Genomic DNA, 21610 nt, shown 5'->3' with positions numbered 1-21610 from the left:
AGGAGGGCGCCAATGCTGACACGTTTTGCCCCGAGTCCGACCGGCGAGCTTCACCTTGGCCACGCGTACAGCGCAGTGCTTGCATACACGGCTGCGCGCGGCGCCGCTGGCCGCTTCCTGATCCGCATCGACGATATCGACGGCAGCCGCTCGCGGGAGGAATATGTCGCGGCCTCGCTCGCCGATCTCGACTGGCTCGGGGTCGGCCGGGACGGTGATCCGGTGCGCCAGTCGGCGCGGCTTGACGATTATGCCGCCACGCTTGCCGAACTCCGGTCGCGTGCGTTGGTCTATCCCTGCTTCTGCACCCGAGCCGATATCGCCGCGAGTCTGTCGGCGCCGCACGGACCATCCGGGGCGGTCTATCCCGGGACCTGCCGCAATCTGTCCGAAACCGAGCGGGCACGCCGCCTCGCCGATGAACCGCATTGCTGGCGCCTCGACATGGCGCGCGCGCTGGCCGAAACCGGTGCGCTTATATGGGAAGAGGTGGGGCAGGGGCTCCGCACCGCCGATCCTGCGGCCCACGGCGATATCGTCCTCGCGCGCAAGGATGCACCGGTGAGCTATCATCTCGCGAGCACGCTCGACGATGCCGATATGGGCGTGACGCACATCATCCGCGGCGCCGACCTCATCGCCTCGACCGACGTCCACCGGCTGCTCCAGGCGCTGCTCGGCCTGCCGACGCCGCTCTATCGTCACCACGCACTCGTTTGCGGCCCCGATGGCAAAAGGCTGGCGAAACGCGATGCCGCGGCCTCGCTCGCCTCGCTCCGCGCGGGGGGTATCGATGGACGGGCGCTCGCCGCCGATTTGGCGGCCGACCGGCTTCCCGCTGGCTATTCGCTGCAAAATCCCTAGAGTGGAAGCATGGAAATCCTGCTCATCATTGGCGTCGTAATTGCCGCCGGCTTCGTCCTCTTCTCGCTAGCGCGGGGGCTCTTCTATTTCTCGCAAGGCCACCGCGCCCAGGTGGACGGCACGGCGCACGAGAATCAGGTGATGCAGAACAAGATGATGATGTCGCGCGTGAAGTGGCAGGCGATCACGATCATCCTGCTCGTGCTGATCGGCCTCTTCGCCGCCGGGAAATAAGCGCATTGCGTATGCGGCACCGGTAGGCAGGCAATATGGTCAAGCTCAACAAGATCTACACGCGTACCGGCGACGACGGCACCACCGGGCTTGTCGACGGTTCGCGCGTTGCCAAATCGGACGCGCTGATGGCGGCGATTGGCGACGTCGATGAAGCGAACAGCGCGATCGGCATTGCCGTTGCGGCGCTCGACCCGGCAAGCGACGAAGCCGCGATGCTCGCGCGCATCCAGAACGAAATGTTCGACCTCGGCGCCGACCTTGCGACTCCGCCCGACATCCAGTTCGGTTTCGGCCCGCACGAAATGGCGCTGCGCATCGTGCCGAGCCAGATCGCGCGGCTCGAGGACGAGATCGACGGTATGAACGATGCGCTGGATGCGCTCAAAAGCTTCATTCTGCCCGGCGGCACCGAAGCCGCGGCGCGGCTGCACCTCGCCCGCGCGGTGACGCGCCGCGCCGAGCGTGCCGCGGTCGCCGCGGGTACGGCGCGCGACCTCAACCCGATCGCGCTCAATTATCTCAATCGCCTGTCGGATCATCTCTTCGTGCTTACGCGGCACCTCAACGCCGCGGCGGGCGGCGACATATTGTGGAAACCCGGCGCGACGCGCTGATCCCGTTCGACGGCCCGGACTTGATCCGGTTCACGACATCGGCGCCGCAGGGACGATGCGACCGGATCATATGGCGCCCCCTATACTTTGGTGTTCCCTTAATGTTCTAGACTTTCCATCGCGGCGTAACCATAATCGGGCAACCAGCGAAACCGAATCATACCCTGGGGGATTGTCTCACCATGGCCAGCCGAACCGATGCTTCGCCGACGACCGATATGCTGGATAGCCTGACGCAGCGCTTCGCCGCGACGCGGCGGCTGTCGCTCGATCTGACCGCGACACTCTCCGACGCCGACGCGAGCGCGCAGTCGATGCCCGACGCGTCGCCTGCCAAATGGCATCTTGCGCATACGACCTGGTTCTTCGAAACCTTCGTCCTGCGCGATCATGTTCCGGGCTACCGCCTCTTCGACGAGCGCTATCCTTTCCTCTTCAACAGCTATTATGAGTCAGAGGGGCCGCGCCACGCGCGCCCGCATCGCGGCCTGCTGACGCGCCCGTCGCTCGATGAGGTCTGCATCTGGCGCGCGCATGTCGATGCCGCCGTCCAGACCGCGTTGCCTGATCTTCCGGCCAGCGTATCGGCGCTCGTCGAACTCGGGATCCATCATGAGCAACAGCATCAGGAACTGCTGCTCACCGATCTCAAGCACCTCTTCGCGCAAAACCCGCTCGGACCCGCCGTATGGGAAACGCGAATCGCGAGTGAAGTTACGCAGTTTTCCGCGATGAAGTGGATCAGGGGCGGCGATGGCGTGGCCGCGCTCGGGCATGGCGGCGCCGGTTTCGCCTTCGACTGCGAAGGCCCTCGCCATGATGCGCTGCTGACCCCGCACGCGCTCGCCAACCGTCCGGTGAGCAATGGCGAGTGGCAGGAATTCATCGCCGACGGCGGCTATCACACCCCGTCGCTCTGGCTTAGCGACGGTTGGGCGTGGGTACAGGCCGGCGATATCGAGGCGCCCGCCTATTGGCAGGATGGGCAAAACTTCACCCTGTCGGGCTGGCAGGATATCGACCCCGTCGCGCCCGTCACGCACATCAGCTTTTTCGAGGCCGACGCCTTTGCGAGTTGGGCCGGCGCGCGCCTCCCGACCGAGCAGGAATGGGAAGCCGCGGCGGCCCTCTTCGATCCGCATGGCGGGCAGCAACTCGACGTCGCGGGGCCGGTTCAGCCAGCGGCGTCGGCCGATGACACCGGCTTGCAACAGATGTTCGGCAGCGTGTGGGAATGGACCGGCAGCGCTTATCGCCCCTATCCCGGCTTCCGCGCCGCGCCCGGCGCGGTCGGCGAATATAATGGCAAGTTCATGAGCGGTCAGTTCGTGCTGCGCGGCGGCAGTTGCGCGACCCCGCGCGGCCATCTGCGTCCCTCCTACCGCAATTTCTTCTACCCCCACCAGCGCTGGCAGTTCACCGGCGTGCGGCTCGCAAAGGATCTTTGACATGGGCGTTGTGCGCAACCTTCGTCAGGTTTCGGCCGATGACGCCGGCGTCGACATCGCCTTCCGCGCTGACGTCCACGCGGGCCTCGCGCAAAGGCAAAAAGCGATTCCGGCGCGCTGGTTTTACGACGCGACGGGCTCGGCATTGTTCGAGGATATCACCGCGCTCCCCGAATATTATCCGACGCGTAGCGAGACCGACCTGCTCACTCGCCACGCCGCCGACATCGCCGGGGCCATCGGTCCCGGCCGCGCGGTCGTCGAGCTCGGTTCGGGCAGCTCGACCAAGACGCCCTTGCTTCTCGATGCGATCGAACCCGCGGCCTATGTGCCGGTCGATATTTCGGGTGACTTCCTGCGCGACAGCGCAGAGGCTCTTGCGGCACGTTTTCCAGGCCTCGCAATCTATCCGGTAGAGGCCGATTTCACCCAGCGCGTGACCATGCCCGACGAAATCGCTGATCTGCCTAAGCTCGGCTTTTTTCCGGGCAGCACGATCGGCAACATGGTCGCGCGCACTGCGGTCGACCTGCTGCGTAACTGGCGCTGTGCGCTCGGCGAAGAATCGCTCCTCCTGATTGGGATCGACCGGATCAAGGATGTGGCGACTCTCGAACTCGCCTATGATGACCCCGCCGGCGTGACCGCGGCGTTCAACCTCAATCTGCTCGAACGGATCAATCGCGAGCTTGGCGGCGATATCCCGGTCGCGAATTTCAGCCATCGCGCGATATGGGATGACATCCATGCCCGCATCGAGATGCATCTCGTCGCGGCGTGCGACATGGAATTCACGATCGACGGCCGCCTTTATGCGATGGCGAAAGGCGAGACGATCCATAGCGAGAACAGCCACAAATACGGCCCGCGCGACGCCAATCTTCTCCTGCGTGCATCGGGCTGGACCCCGCTCGCGACATGGGACGATGCCGATCCCGCCTTCGCCCTGATCCTCGCCGAAGCGACGGAGTTCCGCTCCGCCCCCTGACGCGCGCTCTTGACGCACAAACCCCAAGCCGTAGGGGCACGGGCAGGTTTTCAGCGAAAGGGCAGCATATGATCGTCGGCGTTATCGGTGCGGGACAGATGGGCGCAGGTATCGCGCAGGTGTCGGCGGGCGCAGGGCATGACGTACTTCTCTCGGATATCGACCTCGCCCGCGCCGAAGCGGGCAAGGCGGGCATCGCCAAAGCGCTCGACCGGCTCGTCGCCAAGGAAAAGATAACGCAGGCCGACGCCGACGCGCTGCTTGGCCGCATCACCCCGGTCGGTGATCACAGCGCCTTCGCCCCCGCCGACCTGGTTATCGAGGCGGCGACCGAGCGCGAGGAGATCAAGCGCGCGATCTTCGCGAGCGTCGGCCAGCATCTGTCGCCGACCGCGATCCTCGCCAGCAACACCAGCTCGATCCCGATCACGCGCCTTGCACAGGCGACGCCCGATCCCGCGCGCTTCATCGGCGTCCATTTCTTTAACCCCGTCCCGGTGATGGGCCTGATCGAATTGATCCGCGGCCTTGCGACGAGCGACGACACGCTGACGAAGGTCGAGGCCTTTGGCCGCGGGTTAGGCAAGGAAATCGTCCATGCCAACGACGCGCCAGGCTTTATCGTCAATCGCGTGCTGATGCCGATGATCAACGAAGCGGTGTTCGCTTTGGGCGAAGGCGTTGCGACGATGCAGGACATCGATACGGGTTGCCGCCTCGGCCTCAACCACCCGATGGGCCCGATCACGCTCGCCGATTTCATCGGGCTCGACACCTGCCTGGAAATCATCCGTGTGCTCTACAGCGGCACCGGCGATCCGAAATTCCGTCCCGCGCCGTTGCTTGTTCAATATGTCGATGCCGGGTGGGTCGGAAAGAAGGCCGGCCGTGGTTTCTACGACTGGACTGGACCGGAGCCTGTTCCGACCCGGTGAGCCGAGCGCAGCGGCTGAAGGGGCAGACCGCCTTGCCTCATCCGCTATAAGGGTGGCGGATGGAGCCGAAAGGTGTCCTGTGCGTTGGGTATATGGAATGCAGGGGATGATATGATCATGCGTAACAAGACCTTATTCGCACTTGCCGCCTCGCTTCTTGCCGGAGCGATGCCCGTCCAGGCACAACAGGGCGCGCCCGAAGAATCGACGATCAAGGATACCGCCAATACGGTTGCCGAGCCATTCGACGGCAAGGAGGTTCCGCCCAAGCTCCTCGCAATTCAGGGTGCGCCCTATTCGCTCGCGGGGCTCGGAAAATGTGCGGCGATCATCAACGAACTGAACGAACTCAACGAAGTGCTGGGTCCCGACGTCAATGAACAGGTCGACAAGGATCGCGCGAAGAAGCGCGAGGAAACCGCCGGCCGCGTCGCCGGAACGGTGGCAGGAGGAATTATTCCTTTTCGGGGCCTGATTGGCGAAGTTACTGGCGCCAATGCCGAACGGCGGCGTTATGCGTTGGCGGTTTACGCCGGAACGGTGCGGCGCGGCTTCCTGAAGGGTGTCGGGCTCGAGCGCGGCTGCAAGGCGCCAGCGCGGCCCTGATATTATCGGCTTGAGAGGGGTGGGCAGATGCAGGTCGACAATATCCGGGCTTTCGCCGTCGAGGTGCCGCAAGCGGCGATTGACGATCTGAAGGATCGGCTGGCGCGAACGCGCTGGCCCGAGCGCGAAACGGTGGATGACTGGGATCAGGGCATCCCGCTTGCCTATGCACAGGAACTTGCGGCCTATTGGCGTGATAAATACGACTGGCGCGTGGCCGAAGCGCGGCTAGGCGCGCTCCCCAATTATCTCGCGACGATCGACGGGCTCGACATTCATTTCCTGCATGTCCGGTCGGCCAATCCCGATGCGCGCCCGCTTGTCCTGACGCACGGTTGGCCGGGGTCGGTGCTCGAATTCCTCGACGTGATCGAACCGCTGGCGGCCGATTATCACCTCGTGATCCCGTCACTTCCGGGTTACGGCTTTTCGGGCAAGCCAACCGAGGCAAAATGGAGCGTGGAGCATATCGGTGCGGCGTGGGACGCGCTGATGCGAGCGCTCGACTATGACCGCTATTTTGCGCAGGGCGGCGACTGGGGCAGCGCGGTCACCTGCGCGATCGGGATGAACCATGCCGATCATTGCGCGGGCATCCACGTCAACATGGTGGTCGGCGCACCGCCGCCCGACTTGATGACCGACCTCACCGACAGCGAAAAGCTCTATCTCGCACGCTTCGGCTGGTATCAGGCGAAGGACAGCGGTTATTCGACGCAGCAGGCAACGCGGCCACAAACGATCGGCTATGCGCTTACCGATTCACCGGTCGGGCAAATGGCGTGGATCGTTGAGAAATTTCACGGCTGGACCGATTGCGGGCATCAGCCAGGCGGTCAGTCGATCGGCGGCCATCCCGAAAAGATACTGTCGCGCGATGCGATGCTCGACACCGTTAGCCTCTATTGGCTAACGGCGAGCGCCGCTTCGTCCGCGCGGCTCTATTGGCACAGCTTCCGCAATTTCTCCGCCGGAGAGATTTCGGTGCCGACCGGATGCAGTCTGTTCCCGAACGAGATCATGCGCCTGTCACGGCGCTGGGCCGAGCGGCGCTACCGGAATATCGTCTATTGGAACGAACCCGAGAAAGGCGGACATTTCGCCGCCTGGGAACAACCAGACCTATTCGTCGCCGAAGTCCGCACAGCGCTGGCCCAAATGACGTTGTAGCGGGCTTTCGACTCCAGCCTACATCGGCTTATAGACGACACGGCAGCTTTCGGGCGCCGAGCGCAGCGCGGTGTTCCACGTCACCTCATTGCCGTTGCGCTGAAGCCGCGCGCCGCTCTTGTTCTCGTAGACCGAGCCGCCGGTCGACGGCGTCTGCTTCAGCACCAGCGAGCGCATGCCGTTGACGCGGACTATCGCGGTGCTGCCGACATAATCGACCTTTAGCTTTGTGCCGCCGCTGCAATCATAGCTCGTGCCGGTATTGCGCGGCACCGACGAACAGGCGGCCAACGCGAGGGTCGCGGTGCCGATCGCGACAAGAATTGTCGTCTTTTTCATATCATCTCTCCCCCTCAATAGCCCGAACGCACGCACAACACGTCGGCGAGGTAGACCCGCCCGCTGATCGTTTCCATATGCTCGCGCGCCGACCCGTTCCAACCGATCGAACGACACCAGGTGTCTGCGGACTGCGCTGCGCAGGCGGCCGTTGCCGAACCGCGGGTGCAGGCGAGGACGCGATAGTTCCGTTCCGCGGGTTGGGTGTGGAATTCGGCGAAATTGCCGCGCGCGACCTGATCGTTGGCGGGTGGGGCCGGGTTCCAGCCACCGCCGCCACCGCCGCCGACCGGGCGGATCGACTGGATGGTGAGGCCGCGCAGAACATTATTCAGCATCGGTGTGTCGCGATCGACGGTGCGGCAATTGCCGCGATAACGCGTCTTTTCGCACAGCTCCCAGCGGCCGTTCGGGACGCGGATCGAATTGACCGGCCAGGCAAGGCCGAGGTTCGGCTTTTCCTCGCCGACGAACACCGCGGGTCCGCGATAACCGGCGTCGCGATAGATCGTCGCTTCTGGCGGGCGATCAGGGCGGTAGCGTTCGGTCTCGACGGTCTGGGCATATGAAGTGGCGAGGAAACCCGCCCCTATCGACGCTGCGGCCGCAGCTAGGATCGACAAACGATATGCGGTTTTCATGACAGCCTCCCATTTTGCGAACGCGACCCGGGATTTGTTATATCCCGAAGTTTACGTCATTCGCAGGCGGCTTGCAAATTCTCCCAATCGCCCGTTGAGCTTAGGCCGGACAAGATCATCAATCAGGGCGCCTTGGCGGGTTCCGCCGTCGGTGCGGTTGCGGGTGCGGGTGCGGGCGCTGCGACGGCTGGAGCGGCCGGCGGCGGTGCGGCGAGCGGCGGTGCGACGCCGAGCATCAGGCCGGCGAGCGCCGCCGACATCAGGTTCGAGAGGCTGCCCGCGAGAAGCGCCTTCAGGCCGAGCTTCGCGATCATCGGGCGTTGGTTCGGGGCAAGCCCACCGGTCACCGCCATCTGGATCGCGATCGAGCTGAAATTGGCGAAACCACAGAGTGCGAAGGTCGCGATCGCGACCGCTGCCGCCGACATGTCGCCCTGTGCCCGGCCAAGATCGATGAAGGCGACGAATTCGTTGAGCACCACCTTGCTGCCGAACAGCCCGCCGACCGTCGCGCTTTCTTCCCAAGGCACGCCCATCAGCCACATGACCGGACGGAAGATCGTGCCGATGATCGCCTGGAACGACAGGCCCTCGAACCCGAACCAGCCGCCGATCCCTGCGAGGATGCCGTTGGCGAGCGCGACGAGCGCGACGAACGCCATCACCATCGCACCGACCGCGACCGCCAGCTTGACCCCGGTCTGCGCGCCCTGCGCCGCGGCCATGATGATGTTTGCAGGCTTTTCCTCGTCGTGGCTTGCCTCCGGCATCACGATCGGTTCGATGCCGATATCCTTCGGATCGTCGGGCATCATGATCTTGGCCATAAGGATGCCGCCGGGCGCCGACATGAAGCTGGCGGCGAGAAGATAGGGAAGGAGGTGCGGGCCGATCATCCCCGCATAGGCGCCGAGGATCGTTCCCGCGACACCCGCCATGCCGACAGTCATTACGGTAAAGAGCTGCGGCGGGGTCAGGCCCGCGAGATAGGGTCGGATGACAAGCGGCGATTCGGACTGGCCGACGAAGATGTTCGCCGCCGCGCCGAGGCTTTCGACCTTTGTAATTCCAGTAACCTTCTGGATCGCGCCGCCGACCCATTTGATGATCAACTGCATGACCCCGAGATAATAGAGGACCGAAATCAGCGACGCGAAGAAGATGATCACGGGCAGCGCGCCGATTGCGAAAACGGCCTTGCCATAGGGGGCCTGCGTCAACACTTCGCCGAACAGGAACTTCGTGCCCTCGTCCGCATAGCTCAGAAGGTTTGACACACCGTTCGACATCGCCTGGATCACCGCGCGCCCCCACGGCGTACCGATGACGAGCACTGCAAAGCCCGCCTGCAACAGAAAGGCGGGGATGACGATACGCGGGCGAATCCAGCGACGGTTAGACGAAAAAAGCACGGCAATCGCGAGCAATGCGACAATGCCGAGCAGACCGATCAGGCGTTCCATAATTTCTGTGCGTCCCCCGCAAATTGATACCCGTGTCTAGCGGGCTTTGGCGGTGGAGCAAGTCTGTGCCGATGCGGTACCTTTCCACCCGCCGCAAAAGCGATTAAGCGGCCTCGATGGAAAATAGCCCTTCGCGCGTGATCGCGCCTTCGTTGCTGCTGTTCGCAATCCTCTACGGCGGCATGGTTCCGCTTGGCGGTTTCCTGGGTGCGAAACAGGTCGCGCTTGGTCCGCTAGCGGTCGAGGCTGGTATTTTCCCTTTCCTGACACTGATTGCGATCTCTAGCGGCATCGCCGAACTTCACGGGCGCGTCGTTGCCGACAAGCTTGTGCGGCTGGGATTCATTCCGCTTATCCTGGCGATCATCCTGACCATATTCGTGCTGCAACTGCCGACCGACGAGGGGATGTATGAGCCCGCCAAGGAAGCTTTCCCGATCATCGTGGGACAGGGGTGGCGCATGATGGCGGCGGGAATCCTGGCATATGGCGTGTCCGTCAGCCTCAACGTCTGGCTTTTTTCGCGGATGACCGCGAACAACGGCCGGCTGCTGCCGGTGCGCGGTTTTGTCGCCGCGGCGCTCAGCCAGATCATCGATACGTTGATCTTCATCACCGTCAGCTTCTATGGGGTCCGCCCGATCGGCGACCTGATGCTTGGCCAGATGATCGCCAAGGTCGTTTTGTCGGCGGTGATGGTGCCGCTGCTGGTGATGGCGGTGGTCGCGCTCGGCCGCCACCTGGATGCGAAGAACGCCGGATGATGTCGATGACCGATCCTTCGAAAATGCCCGATCTGCTTGCCAAGGCCGAAACGCTTGTCGAGGCGCTACCCTATCTGCAGCGCTACGCTGGCGAGACCTTCGTGATCAAATATGGCGGTCACGCGATGGGTGACCCAGAGGCGCAGCGCGATTTCGCCGAAGATGTCGTGCTGTTGAAGGCGGTCGGGATCAACCCCGTCGTGGTCCATGGCGGCGGGCCGCAGATCGGCGCCATGCTGAAGCAGCTTGGCATCGAATCGACCTTTGTCGGAGGGCTGCGCGTCACCGATGCCGCGACCGCCGAGGTCGCCGAAATGGTATTGGCGGGCAAGATCAACAAGGAGATCGTAAGCTGGATCGCGGCGCTTGGTGGCCGCGCGGTCGGCATTTCGGGCAAGGACGCCAATCTCGTCCTCGCCGAGAAGGTCAGTCGTACCGAGCCCGACCCCAATTCGGGGATCGAGCGCCACGTCGACTTGGGCTTCGTTGGCGAACCCGTCGCGGTCGACCCGACGATCCTCGTCAATCTGACCAACGACAATTTTATCCCGATCGTCGCCCCCGTGGCCCTGGGCGCCGATGGCGCTACCTATAACATCAACGCCGACACGATGGCGGGCGCGATTGCGGGTGCGCTAGGCGCCAAGCGCTTCTTCCTGCTCACCGACGTTGCCGGGGTGCTCGACAAATCGGGGGCATTGCTCACCGATCTCGACCGCCCGGCGATCGATGAACTGAAGCGCGACGGGACGATCACCGGCGGCATGATCCCCAAGGTCGAAACCTGCGTCGCCGCGGTCGATGCCGGGGTCGAGGCGGCGGTCATCCTCGACGGGCGTATCCCGCACGCGATGCTGCTTGAAATTTTCACCGCGAGGGGTGCGGGGACGCTCATTCACCGCTAAGAGACGCGGCAATACCCTTTTTCGGAGAAATCGCCTTGCTTCTCATGCTCCTCCAGATCGTGCATATCATCCTGACGGTCCTGTGGTGGTTCATCATCGCGCAGGCGGTGATGTCGTGGCTGATCGCGTTCAACGTCATCAACACGCACAACCAGTTCGTCGGCCAGCTCTGGACCGTTCTCGACCGGATTACCGAGCCACTCTACCGCCCGTTTCGCCGCATCATGCCCGATTTCGGCGGGCTCGACCTGACCCCGATGCTGGTACTGATTCTGATCATCATCATCGACGGGCCGGTACTGAGCTATCTCGCACGGCTTGCCTACGCCAACGGAATGGCGTGATGACCGCCGCGCAGGTCATCGACGGCAAGGCTTTCGCCGCCGGCCTGCGGGCGCGGATTGCCGATGCCGTTCCGGCTTTCAAGGCTGCGGCCGGCCGCGCGCCCGGTCTTGCGGTCGTGCTCGTCGGCGATGATCCGGCGAGCGCGGTCTATGTCGGGTCGAAAGGCAAGGCGACAGTCGCGGCAGGGATGGAAAGCTTTGAGCATCATCTGCCCGCAACGGCGACGCAGGCCGAGGTAGAGGCGTTGCTGGCGCGGCTTAACGCCGACGAGGCGGTTGACGGCATCCTGCTGCAATTACCGCTCCCCGGCCACCTCGACGAGCAGGCGGCGGTTGCGACGATCGATCCCGACAAGGATGTCGATGGGCTGACCCCTGTCAGTGCCGGGCGCCTTGCGCTGGGCATCGCGGGCATGGTGCCTTGCACGCCCTATGGCTGCCTGTTGCTATTGCAGGACCGGCTTGGCGATCTGTCGGGCAAGGACGCGATCGTCCTCGGACGCTCGATCCTGGTCGGTAAGCCGATGGCGGCGCTGCTGCTCGGCGCGAATGCCACCGTCACCATGGCGCACAGCCGGACGAAGGATCTGCCCGATCTGGTACGCCGTGCCGATATCGTCGTCGCTGCGGTCGGACGGCCCGAAATGGTGAAGGGCGATTGGATCAAGCCCGGCGCGATCGTGATCGACGTCGGCATCAACCGCCTGCCGCCGGCCGAGGGCGCGGCGAAGGGGCGGCTGGTCGGTGACGTCGACTATGGCGAGGCGGCCGAGGTTGCCGAGGCGATCACGCCCGTGCCCGGCGGCGTCGGCCCGATGACGATCGCCTGCCTGCTCCGCAACACGCTCGTGGCCGCGCACCGCCGCGCCGGGCTCGCCGATCCGGAGGGTTTTTGATGCGCCGTCTGGCCGTCGCGGCTATTTCCCTTGCGGTGATCGCAGGCGGCGCTGCGGCGGCACGCCAGCGCGATCCGCTCGCAGCGAACCCCAGCGCCTTCATCGCTGCCGAGATCGGTTTTTCGCGGCTTGCTCAGGAAAAGGGCCAATGGACGGCGTTTCGCGAAACCGCGGCGCCCGAAGCGGTGATGTTCGTGCCGCAGCGCGTCAAGGCGCGCGACTGGCTGAAATCGCAAAAAGACCCCGCCGAGGCGGTGAAGTGGCAGCCGCATGCGGTCTATACCAGTTGCAACGGCAATGTAGGGGTCACCACTGGTGCCTGGCAGAAGGGGCCGGCGAACGGATATTTTACGACGGTCTGGCTGCGCGATCCCAAGAAGGGCAAGCTCACCTGGACCCTCGACCATGGCGATGCGCTGGCGACGCCGCGCGAAGCTCCCGATTTCATTGCGTCGAAGCAGGCGGTGTGCGGCTCGCGTCCTGCGGTGCCGATTACGGCGGGCGGCGAGGGTGACGATATGGCGGTCGGCCTGTCGCCCGACCAGACGCTGAGCTGGACGTCCACCGTCCGCGCCGACAAGTCGCGCCGGGTGACGATCCGCCTGTGGGACGGCAAGGAGATGACGACCGTCATCGACGATCAGGTCGCGGCGCCGAAGCAGCCATGATCGATCTTTTCATTTCCGCCTTTGTCACGCTGTTCGTGGTCATCGATCCGCCAGGCTGCGCACCGATCTATGCGAGCCTGACGACGGGAGCGAGTGCCGCGCAGCGCCGCTCGATGGCGATCCGAGCGACGGTGATCGCGGGGCTGATCCTCGTTTTCTTTGCGATGTTCGGCGAGGCTTTGCTAAGCTTCCTCCACATCGACCTCGACAGTTTCCGCATTGCGGGCGGGATCATGCTGTTCATCATCGCGATCGATATGGTGTTTGAAAAACGCACCGAACGGCGCGAACAGCGCGCCGAAAAGGTGATGGCGACCCCCGAGATCGAAGATGTGTCGGTGTTCCCGATGGCGATGCCGATGCTTGCGGGGCCGGGGTCGATCGCATCGGTGATGCTGCTCGTGTCGCAGAACAATGGGCTCGACCGCGCCTTTGTGATCTTTGGCGCGCTGCTGCTCGTGCTGCTGTTGACGCTCGCTGCGCTGCTTTCGGCTGGACCGTTGATGCGGCTGATCGGAAACAAAGGCGAGGCCGTTATCACGCGGCTGCTGGGCGTGCTGCTCGCGGCGCTCGCGGCGCAGTTCGTTATCGACGGGCTGAAGGCGAGCTTCCCGAGCCTGGGATAAAAAGGGGCGCCGCCTTTCGGCGACGCCCTCTCTTTTCCATGGGAATGGAACCTCTTAGCGCGCCGCGTTGACGTCGGCCTGCGTGACCGGCGCGATACGGATTTCGACGCGGCGGTTGCACTGATAGTCGGCCTCGCTGCGTTCGGGCGAGCATTTGAGCTGCGATTCGCCATAGCCGAGCGTCGCCATGCGCGCGCGCTGGATGCCGCGGCCGGCGAGATAGTCGGCGACCGACGCGGCGCGGCGTTCGGACAGGCCCTGGTTATAGGTGTCGCTGCCCGTCGAATCGGTGTGGCCGTACACGTCGATATAGGTGCTCGGATATTCGGCGAGCGTCGAGGCGACATTGTCGAGCGCGCTGCGGAACTGCGATTTCACCATCGCGCTGTTGAGGTCGAAGGTCACGTCGCCGGGCATGTTGAGCACAAGCTGATCGCCCTGTCGCTCGACGTCGATGCCGGTGCCTGCGGTGCGTTCGCGAAGCTTCTTTTCCTGCTGATCCATATAATAGCCGACGCCCGCGCCCGCGACCGCGCCGATGCCCGCGCCGACGATTTCCTCGGTGCGGCTGTTACGCCCGCCGATGAGGTCGCCGAGCAGATAACCGCCGAGGGCGCCGCCGACGCCGCCGATCGCGGCCTTCGAAATCTTGCGTTCGCCGGTCACCGGGTCGGTAACGCAGCCCGTCAGCGCGATGGCGCCGATGCTGGTCAAAATGGTGAGCTTGATCGTCTTGCTGTTCATCTTTTTCGCTCCCTTTATCCGGCGGATGCGTCTGATCCTCGCACGCCGCCCTTCCTTGCCGATAACATATGGCCGGCGATCTGGTTCCAAAAATCGCCTGAACGCCGACTGAGCAGAGCATTCAGGTGAGTGCCATTGTGCAATGCCGCGCCTTTCGCTTATAGGGTGGACATGACCGACACTGACAGGGGCCGGGCGCCGATGCGCCGTACGACCGCCCAATGACCCCTTTTCCCTGGTCGGATGTTGTGATCATCCTGATCCTCATCCTGCTCAACGGCGTTTTCGCCATGTCCGAACTCGCCATTGTCTCGTCGCGCGACCCGCGGCTGCAGGCGGCCGAGAAGCGCGGGAGCCGTGGCGCCAAGATTGCGCGCCTGCTCGCCTCCGACCCCGGGCGCTTCCTGTCGACTGTGCAGGTCGGCATCACGCTGATCGGCGTGCTGACTGGCGCTTATTCGGGCGCGAGCCTGGGCCAGCCGGTCGCTGACCGGCTTTCGGCCTGGCTTGGTCTCGATCCCGAAACCGCCGAGGCAGCGGGCTTTGCGACGGTCATCGCGCTCACCACCTATGCCTCGTTGATCGCGGGCGAGCTTGTGCCGAAACAATTCGCGCTGCGCGCGCCCGAGCGGATCGCGATTATCGTCGCGCCGATGATGTATTGGCTGTCGCGCATCGCCGCGCCGCTTGTCTGGCTGCTCGACAATAGTTCCGCGCTCGTCTTTCGCCTGCTCGGCCTCAACCGCGAATCGGAGGACCGGGTCACCGCCGAGGAATTGCACCTGATCGTCGCCGAAGCGTCGAAGTCGGGGGTGATCGAGGAAAGCGAACGCGCGATCATCTCGGGCGTCGTGCGTCTGGCCGACCGGCCGGTGCGCGAGGTGATGACGCCGCGTAAGGATGTCGACTGGGTCGATGTCTCGCTCGACACGCGCGGTGTGCGCGACAAATTGCTTGAAACGCCGCACAGCCGTTTGCCGGTCGCGCGCGGTTCGGTCGACGACATCGTCGGGGTTGTGCAGGCGCGCGATATCGCCGCGGCGCTGTTTCAGGGCGAGGTACTCGACCTGGAGCAATTGATGCGCCCGGCAAAGGTCATCCACGACCAGATCGACGCGATGGACGCACTCGAAGCGCTGCGCGCCGCCGATGTGCCGATGCTGTTCGTTCACGACGAATATGGCCATTTCGAAGGGCTGGTGACTCCTGCCGACCTGCTCGCAGCAATCGCCGGCGAATTCGCGTCGGATCAGGATATCGGCAGCGAGCCGTTCGTTGTCGAGCGCGAAGACGGCAGCCTGCTGATCGCGGGCTCGATGCCCGCCGACCAGATGGCCGAACGGCTGGGGATCGAACTCGGCGACGACCGTGACTATGCCACCGCGGCCGGCCATGCGCTCGCGATCCTGAAGCATCTGCCCAAGGAAGGCGAACGTTTCACCGACAAGGGTTGGCGTTTCGAGATTGTCGACATGGACGGGCGCAAGATCGACAAGCTGCTCGTCACCGAGCTGTCGAAGCCGAAAGACGACGAGGGCGAGTGACGCCCGGCCGTTTCCGGTCTTGAGGCGACAAAAGATACGGACGTTCGCCGTCATTCTGTCTCCTTTGCCGCGTTAAGCCGGTGCGGTGGCATGGCGTCGTCGCGCAGCGCGGCATGGACGACCGCCATGTCGGGGCCGCCGCTGACATCGATGGCGCCGCCCTTCAGGACGCGGACGATTGTCACCCCGTTGAGCGCGCGGTCCATCGCGACGCTATATTGGTGAATGCGCCCCGCCGAAATCGCGCGGTCCCACGCCGCGGCAAAGCTCGACGCCCCGGCCCGTTCGCGCAGCCGGTACGCGGACGCGCGGCCCATTCCGACGGCGCGTGCCGCCTTGCCGACCGAACCCATCGCTTCGAGCGCGCGGATGAAATTCGCCTGTGTTTCGGGCGTCCACCCGTCGGCGCGGAGACGCTGCTGTTCGACAGCGGTGAAGGCGAGGCAGGTGTCGGCGAGGAGGCGGGTGGGGGCGGTGCTATGTTCCATCCGCCAGTGTGGAGCATGGCGCGATAATGTAGGAAAGCATTATTCGAACGGCGTTCTTTTTGGGTGGGGCTGCCGTTCAGCCGCCCACTTCCGTCATCCCGGGCTTGACCCGGGATCCCGCTTTTCGAATTTACCCGCCCGCTTCACAAGATAGCGGGACCCCGGATCAAGTCCGGGGTGACGAGGTCAGAAGCGGGGCAGCAACCGGTCGCTTTGGAGTTCCCTCAGAGCTCCCCGCCGAGTGCTCCATATTTCGCTTCGAAACCGGCCTTGTCGCCGCGGGCGAGATAGCCCGCCTGATCGACGATATTGTCGCGTGCGATACGGCCCTGGAAGGTACCGAGCTGCGGGTCGATCCGCGCGATGTCGGCGTCGGTCCAATCGGCGATCTGTTGGAAGCTGGTTACGCCAAGGCCTCCCAACAGGACGGCAAGCTTGGGCCCCACGCCTTTCAGCAATTGCAGATTGTCGGCCTTCGCCGCTGCCGGTTTGGCGGCGGGCTTTGCCGCGGGCGGCGGAGGAACGGTCGGTTCCGCGGGGATGGCCACCTTTTCGACCGGTGCCGGCTTGGCGGGGGCCTTTTTCGCCGCGGGTTTGGCTGCCGCCTTCGGTGCAGCCTTTGTGGCGGGCTTTGTCGCGGCTTTCGCCACCGGTTCCTTGGCCACGGTCTTTTTCGCGGCAGGCTTTGCGGCGGCTTTGGGCTTTGACGCGGGCTTCGGCGCCGCGGGTTTGGGGGCCGGGGTCTTGGCAGCCGCTTCGACCACGGGTGCCGGTTCCGGGGCGGGGGTGGGTGCGGGCGGCGGCGCCTTGGCGGCCGGTTCGGGCGGCGGTGCTGCGGGCGTGACGGGCGCGGCGACCGGGGCTTTTGGTTCCAGCGGTTTGAAGCGTGCCGGTTCAGCCGCAATGATTTCGGGCTTTGCCGGTTCGAGCGGCTTGGCGGGTTTCGCCGGTTCGACGGTCGGCTCTGCGATGTCCGCGGGCTTCGAGCGACCGAACAGCCACCAGAGCAGCACGACGGCCACGACGAGTCCGACAACCGCGATAATCCAGTTTTCCTGAAGCCAGGTCATGATCTTCTCCGCTTGTGATTTTCGGCCAGCCTATGCGGGCTTGTTTGTCGGGTCTACCTTAACGAACGGGCCACCATTAATTTCCTTGCGGCGGAATTTTTACTCCGCCTCTCGCGCGACTTCGCGCCACCCGATGTCGCGGCGGCAGAAACCGCTCGGGAAATCGAGCTTGTCGACCGCGGCATAGGCGCGTGCCTGTGCTTCGGTCACGCTCTTGCCCGTCGCGGTGACGTTGAGCACGCGGCCGCCGGCGGCGACGATCACACGATCCTCGCGTGCGGTGCCGGCGTGGAAAACGCGCACGCCTCCCGCCTCGGCATCGGCGATGCGGTGGATTGCGCCGCCCTTTTCAGGTGTGCCCGGATAGCCCTTTGCGGCCATCACGACGGTGAGCGCATAGTCGTGCGAAAAGGCCGGCGCCTCGGCCGCGGCGATGGTTTCGCTCGCGGCGGCGTATAGGAGCGCGGCAAAATCGCCCCTGAAGCGCATCATCAGCACCTGGCATTCGGGATCGCCGAAGCGGCAATTATATTCGATCAGCTTCGGCCCCTCGTCGGTGAGCATCAGTCCCGCGAACAGCACGCCCACATATGGCGTGCCCTCCGCGGCGAGCGTCGCCACCGTCGGGCGGATGATACGGTCCATCACCGCGGCTTCGAGATCGGCGGTGAGCACGGGGGCGGGGCTATAGGCGCCCATGCCGCCGGTGTTCGGGCCGACATCGCCGTCGCCAACGCGCTTGTGGTCCTGCGCGCTGCCGAAGGCGATCACATCAGTGCCGTCGGAAAGCGCAAAGAAGCTCGCTTCCTCGCCGGTCATGAATTCCTCGATCACCACTTCGGCGCCCGCGCTGCCGAAGGCGCCATCGAACATGTCGTCGATCGCGGCCTCTGCCTCTTCGCGCGTTTCGGCGATAATCACGCCCTTGCCTGCGGCGAGGCCGTCGGCCTTGATCACGACGGGGATCGAAAAGCCTTCGAGAACCGCAAGCGCTTCCTCTGCCGACGTGCAGCGGACATAGGCGGCGGTCGGGATCGATGCGCGCGCGCAGAGATCCTTGGTAAAGCCCTTCGAACCTTCGAGCCGCGCGGCGGCGGCCGACGGGCCGAAGGCGGGAATGCCGATTTCGCGGAGGCGGTCGGCAAGGCCGGCGACCAGCGGGGCTTCGGGTCCGACGACGACGAAATCGATCGCGTGCGCCTTTACGAAGGCGATCAGGCCATCGATGTCATCGGCGGCGATCGCGACACATTCGGCGTGCGCCTCGATCCCCGGGTTGCCCGGAGCGGCATAGAGCTTGGCGCAGCTTGGCGATTGTGCCAACTGCCAGCTGAGCGCATGTTCGCGGCCCCCCGATCCGACCAGCAGGATATTCATGTCAGTCCCTTTTCCCGATACGGCGTCCGACGATGGCACCGAAGCGCGGCTGTTAGCCGAGGCTTCGCCGGGGGACAATGCACCAGCCCTGTCGGTCAGCCAATTATCGGCGGCGATCAAGCGGACGGTCGAGGATGGCTTTGCGCGCGTGCGCGTGCGGGGTGAGTTGTCGGGGACCAAGCGTGCGGCATCGGGGCATTTCTACGCGGCGCTGAAAGACGATAATGCGCTGATCGACATGGTGATGTGGAAGGGGCAGGCGGGTCGCCTCGCCTTTCGGCCCGAGGACGGGATCGAGGTGATCGCCACAGGCAAGCTCACGACCTATCCGGGCCGCTCCAAATATCAGCTTGTCGTCGATACGCTCGAGGTTGCGGGCGAAGGCGCGCTGATGCTGCTCTTCGAGAAATTGAAGGCGCGGCTTGGCGCCGAGGGGCTGTTCGACCGCGAGCGAAAATATGATCGGCTGCCCTATCTGCCGCGAACGATCGGGGTCGTGACCTCACCGACCGGGGCGGTGATCCGCGATATCCTTCACCGGCTCGCCGACCGTTGCCCCACGCATGTCATCGTCTGGCCGGTGTTGGTGCAGGGCGACGGCGCGGCGGCCCAGGTCGCAAATGCGATCCGCGGCTTCGATGCGATTGACCCGGGCGGGCGAGTGCCGCGCCCCGACCTCGTCATCGTTGCGCGCGGCGGCGGGTCGATCGAGGATCTGTGGGCGTTCAATGAAGAGGTCGTCGTGCGCGCGATCGCCGATTGCCGCATTCCGACGATCAGCGCGGTGGGGCACGAGACCGACGTGACGCTCGCCGACTATGCCGCCGACGTCCGCGCGCCGACCCCGACCGCGGCGGCCGAGATGGCGGTCCCGGTGCGCGCCGAACTCATCTCGCAGCTCGCGACCTGGAACGGGCGGATTATCGGCGCGGCGAACCGGCATCAGGCGCTGGCGGGCGAGCGGCTCACGGCGCTGGCGCGGCATTTGCCGAAGCGCGACGCGCTTTATGCGCCGCAGCGCCAGCGGCTCGACGATGCGGGCGACCGGCTCGACCGCAGCCAGCGCCACCGGCTGACGGTGATTTCGGAACGGCTCGCGACGCGCGGTGCCGCGATGCGGCCCGCGCTGCTGGCGCGGCGTTGGGATCGTGACCGGGCGCTGCTCGAAGGGCTGGGGCGGCTGCTCGACAGCCTTGACCCCCGCGCGTTGCTGTCGCGCGGCTATGCGATGGTGCGCGATGCGGGCGGTGCGATCGTGACCACCGCGGCCAAGGCGCGCGGCGCCGGGCATTTGCAGCTCCAATTCGCTGACGGCGAGGTGCCGGTCGCTGTCGGTGCGGGCGATGGCGCGCCGCCGCCCACGCCCACGCCCAAGCCGGTGCGCAAGCCTTCGCCGGCGGAGCCCAAACGGGGGCAGGGCGAGCTCTTCTGAGCTTCCGGGGGTGGCTGCGCGGCGCGATGCTGTTATAGTCGCGGGAAAGACGTAACGCCGAATGGATAGAGAATCATGTTGATCGCCAGCCGCAACCGCCTTGCCCGTCTGCAGTACGGACCGAACGGTTTTCGCGTCCTCGCGCCCGGCGACCATGTGTTGTGCGCGGTGAGTGGCGCGCCGATCGGGCTCGACGAGCTGCGCTATTGGTCGGTCGCGCGGCAGGAGCCTTATGCCACTGCCGAGATTTCGGTGCAGGCCGAACTGGACGCCGCGCGCAAGGCATGAGCTTTGTGAGGGACTGGCGACGGCATGGGGCGGCGCTGACGCTGATGGTCGTTGCTGCCGGATGCGTTCCGGCCGCCGAAACGGACGCCCGGCCCGCGCCGCGCCCCGCGGCCCAGCCCGTAACGCCGCCATCCTCTCCGCCCGCGCCGTCCCGCGCGCCGGTTCGTGCAGATTTCGCATTGGCCGGTCTTGCCGAACAGGGCGCAGTGATGGTCGGAAAGGTGCCGAGCGACACGCGCGCGCTCACGCTCGACGGCAAGGCAATTCCCGTCGCGGCCGATGGCGGCTTCCTGATCGCTTTCGACCGCGACGCTCCGACCAGCGCGCGGCTCGTTGCGACGCTGGGCGACGGGCGCACGGTCGAACGCCCCATCGTGGTTGCGCCCGGAAGCTGGCGGTTGGAGCATATCAACGCGCCTTATCGGGGCAGCGCGGCGAGCGACGCCGATTTCGAACGGCGCCGGCCGGCCGAGCTCGCCCAGATCGCCGCGGCGCGCAACATGGAGGTCGTATCCGACGGCTGGCGTCAGACGTTCCGCTGGCCAGTCACCGGCCGCCTGTCGGGCTTCTTCGGCGCGCAACGTATTTATCAGGGCAAGCCCGGCACCTATCACAGCGGCACCGACGTTGCGGTCCCGGCCGGAACACCGTTCGTCGCACCCGCCGACGGGGTTGTCGTGCTCGCTGCCACCGCCCCATTCACCCTTGAGGGCAATTTGCTGATCGTCGACCATGGCATGGGGTTGTCGAGCGCTTTCCTCCATTGCCAGCGGCTCGACGTGAAAGTCGGCGACCGGGTTGTTCAGGGGCAGCAACTCGGTACGGTCGGGCGGACGGGGCGCGCGACGGGGCCACATATGCACTGGGGGTTGAAGTGGCGCGATACCCGCCTCGATCCCGGAAAACTCGCGGGTCCCATCGGCACTTGATACTGGCAAGGTTGCCGCCGAATTCGTAACCGATGAAACAAAATGTCGCGAAAGCGGCCCTTTTCGCGCATTGTGTTTCGCCGTCTGCCTCGCTTGTTGCAAATACGTCACAATGGCCTTTGAAACGACGGAAAGCGGCGGGAATTCCCTTTACTCACGATGAACGAACAGTCATCCCGCACGCTATCGGGGCATTTACGTGGCGACTTTTGTCGTCGCGTCGGGGGTCC

Annotated in this window: 25 protein-coding genes; 18 read left to right on the top strand and 7 right to left on the bottom strand. The window is 64.9% G+C overall.

The window, feature by feature from the left end; genetic code table 11:
- The first annotated feature begins 12 nt into the window (after positions 1–12).
- The 8 genes from gluQRS (at position 13) to SC1_RS18895 (ending at position 6862) form a co-directional block, all read left to right on the top strand.
- Positions 13–864: a tRNA glutamyl-Q(34) synthetase GluQRS gene (gene gluQRS, locus SC1_RS18930; RefSeq protein ID WP_062185980.1), complete on the top strand. Its 852-nt coding sequence runs from the start codon at positions 13–15 to the stop codon at positions 862–864.
- Between the two features lie 9 nt (positions 865–873).
- Positions 874–1098 carry an HIG1 domain-containing protein gene (locus tag SC1_RS18925; RefSeq protein WP_062185978.1) on the top strand — a complete coding sequence of 75 codons (225 nt, stop codon included), beginning with the start codon at positions 874–876 and terminating at the stop codon, positions 1096–1098.
- A gap of 35 nt (positions 1099–1133) precedes the next feature.
- Positions 1134–1715 (top strand): cob(I)yrinic acid a,c-diamide adenosyltransferase, encoded by a 582-nt coding sequence (locus tag SC1_RS18920; RefSeq protein WP_062185976.1) that lies wholly within the window; start codon positions 1134–1136, stop codon positions 1713–1715.
- Positions 1716–1897: 182 nt separating this feature from the next.
- Positions 1898–3163, top strand: a complete 1266-nt coding sequence (gene egtB, locus SC1_RS18915) for an ergothioneine biosynthesis protein EgtB (RefSeq protein ID WP_083436001.1) — start codon at positions 1898–1900, stop codon at positions 3161–3163.
- A 1-nt stretch (position 3164) separates the two neighbouring features.
- Positions 3165–4151 (top strand): L-histidine N(alpha)-methyltransferase, encoded by a 987-nt coding sequence (gene egtD / locus SC1_RS18910; protein ID WP_062185974.1) that lies wholly within the window; start codon positions 3165–3167, stop codon positions 4149–4151.
- A gap of 68 nt (positions 4152–4219) precedes the next feature.
- Positions 4220–5086 carry a 3-hydroxyacyl-CoA dehydrogenase NAD-binding domain-containing protein gene (locus SC1_RS18905; protein WP_062185972.1) on the top strand — a complete coding sequence of 289 codons (867 nt, stop codon included), beginning with the start codon at positions 4220–4222 and terminating at the stop codon, positions 5084–5086.
- Positions 5087–5203: 117 nt separating this feature from the next.
- A complete protein-coding gene (locus tag SC1_RS18900) occupies positions 5204–5692 on the top strand; it encodes a hypothetical protein (protein ID WP_238586782.1) in 489 nt (162 codons plus the stop codon).
- Positions 5693–5719: 27 nt separating this feature from the next.
- Positions 5720–6862 carry an epoxide hydrolase family protein gene (locus SC1_RS18895; RefSeq protein WP_062185968.1) on the top strand — a complete coding sequence of 381 codons (1143 nt, stop codon included), beginning with the start codon at positions 5720–5722 and terminating at the stop codon, positions 6860–6862.
- 18 nt (positions 6863–6880) lie between these two features.
- Here the strand turns inward: SC1_RS18895 and SC1_RS18890 are convergent, their stop codons facing one another.
- From SC1_RS18890 to SC1_RS18880, 3 genes are all read right to left on the bottom strand, one after another.
- The gene (locus SC1_RS18890; protein WP_062185966.1) at positions 6881–7201 is read right to left on the bottom strand and encodes an MliC family protein; all 321 of its coding nucleotides are present in this window, start codon (positions 7199–7201) and stop codon (positions 6881–6883) included.
- A gap of 14 nt (positions 7202–7215) precedes the next feature.
- Positions 7216–7842, bottom strand: a complete 627-nt coding sequence (locus SC1_RS18885) for a beta/gamma crystallin-related protein (RefSeq protein WP_062185964.1) — start codon at positions 7840–7842, stop codon at positions 7216–7218.
- Between the two features lie 122 nt (positions 7843–7964).
- On the bottom strand, positions 7965–9305 hold the full coding sequence (locus SC1_RS18880) for a NupC/NupG family nucleoside CNT transporter (protein WP_062185962.1): 1341 nt from the start codon (positions 9303–9305) through the stop codon (positions 7965–7967).
- A 116-nt stretch (positions 9306–9421) separates the two neighbouring features.
- Between SC1_RS18880 and SC1_RS18875 the strand changes: the two genes are divergently transcribed.
- From SC1_RS18875 to SC1_RS18850, 6 genes are read left to right on the top strand one after another with little or no spacing between them, the layout of a single operon-like run.
- Positions 9422–10069, top strand: coding sequence for a queuosine precursor transporter (locus SC1_RS18875; RefSeq protein WP_062185960.1), 648 nt, complete (start codon positions 9422–9424; stop codon positions 10067–10069).
- Complete coding sequence (gene argB / locus SC1_RS18870; RefSeq protein ID WP_370568759.1) at positions 10066–10974, top strand: acetylglutamate kinase; 909 nt, start codon at positions 10066–10068, stop codon at positions 10972–10974. The genes SC1_RS18875 and argB overlap by 4 nt, the downstream gene beginning before the upstream one ends.
- A 44-nt stretch (positions 10975–11018) precedes the next feature.
- Complete coding sequence (locus tag SC1_RS18865) at positions 11019–11318, top strand: YggT family protein (RefSeq protein ID WP_062185958.1); 300 nt, start codon at positions 11019–11021, stop codon at positions 11316–11318.
- On the top strand, positions 11318–12214 hold the full coding sequence (gene folD / locus SC1_RS18860; RefSeq protein WP_062185957.1) for a bifunctional methylenetetrahydrofolate dehydrogenase/methenyltetrahydrofolate cyclohydrolase FolD: 897 nt from the start codon (positions 11318–11320) through the stop codon (positions 12212–12214). Before SC1_RS18865 ends, folD begins: the two co-directional genes overlap by 1 nt.
- Complete coding sequence (locus tag SC1_RS18855) at positions 12214–12882, top strand: hypothetical protein (RefSeq protein WP_062185955.1); 669 nt, start codon at positions 12214–12216, stop codon at positions 12880–12882. The genes folD and SC1_RS18855 overlap by 1 nt, the downstream gene beginning before the upstream one ends.
- Positions 12879–13508 carry a MarC family protein gene (locus SC1_RS18850; protein ID WP_056367581.1) on the top strand — a complete coding sequence of 210 codons (630 nt, stop codon included), beginning with the start codon at positions 12879–12881 and terminating at the stop codon, positions 13506–13508. Before SC1_RS18855 ends, SC1_RS18850 begins: the two co-directional genes overlap by 4 nt.
- A 54-nt stretch (positions 13509–13562) precedes the next feature.
- Here the strand turns inward: SC1_RS18850 and SC1_RS18845 are convergent, their stop codons facing one another.
- The gene (locus SC1_RS18845) at positions 13563–14252 is read right to left on the bottom strand and encodes an OmpA family protein (RefSeq protein WP_062185953.1); all 690 of its coding nucleotides are present in this window, start codon (positions 14250–14252) and stop codon (positions 13563–13565) included.
- Between the two features lie 221 nt (positions 14253–14473).
- Between SC1_RS18845 and SC1_RS18840 the strand changes: the two genes are divergently transcribed.
- The gene (locus SC1_RS18840) at positions 14474–15796 is read left to right on the top strand and encodes a hemolysin family protein (RefSeq protein WP_062185951.1); all 1323 of its coding nucleotides are present in this window, start codon (positions 14474–14476) and stop codon (positions 15794–15796) included.
- A 50-nt stretch (positions 15797–15846) separates the two neighbouring features.
- On the opposite strand, the gene SC1_RS18835 is transcribed toward SC1_RS18840, so the two are convergent.
- From SC1_RS18835 to purD, 3 genes are all read right to left on the bottom strand, one after another.
- Positions 15847–16284 carry a hypothetical protein gene (locus SC1_RS18835; protein WP_062185950.1) on the bottom strand — a complete coding sequence of 146 codons (438 nt, stop codon included), beginning with the start codon at positions 16282–16284 and terminating at the stop codon, positions 15847–15849.
- Positions 16285–16508: 224 nt separating this feature from the next.
- Positions 16509–17354 (bottom strand): hypothetical protein, encoded by an 846-nt coding sequence (locus tag SC1_RS22510; protein WP_062185948.1) that lies wholly within the window; start codon positions 17352–17354, stop codon positions 16509–16511.
- A gap of 99 nt (positions 17355–17453) precedes the next feature.
- Entirely contained in the window at positions 17454–18731 is a 1278-nt protein-coding gene (gene purD, locus SC1_RS18825; RefSeq protein WP_062185946.1) for a phosphoribosylamine--glycine ligase, read from the bottom strand.
- Between purD and xseA the strand changes: the two genes are divergently transcribed.
- The 3 genes from xseA to SC1_RS18810 all read left to right on the top strand — a co-directional run bounded on the left by xseA (position 18730) and on the right by SC1_RS18810 (position 21380).
- Entirely contained in the window at positions 18730–20163 is a 1434-nt protein-coding gene (gene xseA / locus SC1_RS18820) for an exodeoxyribonuclease VII large subunit (RefSeq protein ID WP_062185944.1), read from the top strand. The genes purD and xseA overlap by 2 nt on opposite strands.
- A gap of 75 nt (positions 20164–20238) precedes the next feature.
- Entirely contained in the window at positions 20239–20451 is a 213-nt protein-coding gene (locus tag SC1_RS18815; protein ID WP_039576993.1) for a DUF2093 domain-containing protein, read from the top strand.
- A complete protein-coding gene (locus SC1_RS18810; protein WP_062185942.1) occupies positions 20448–21380 on the top strand; it encodes a M23 family metallopeptidase in 933 nt (310 codons plus the stop codon). The genes SC1_RS18815 and SC1_RS18810 overlap by 4 nt, the downstream gene beginning before the upstream one ends.
- The last annotated feature ends 230 nt before the right edge of the window (positions 21381–21610 follow it).

The organism is Sphingopyxis sp. C-1, from assembly GCF_001047015.1.
GTDB lineage: Bacteria > Pseudomonadota > Alphaproteobacteria > Sphingomonadales > Sphingomonadaceae > Sphingopyxis.
The sequence above is the reverse complement of the archived record's forward strand: the minus strand, read 5'-3'. Positions and strand labels throughout refer to the sequence as shown.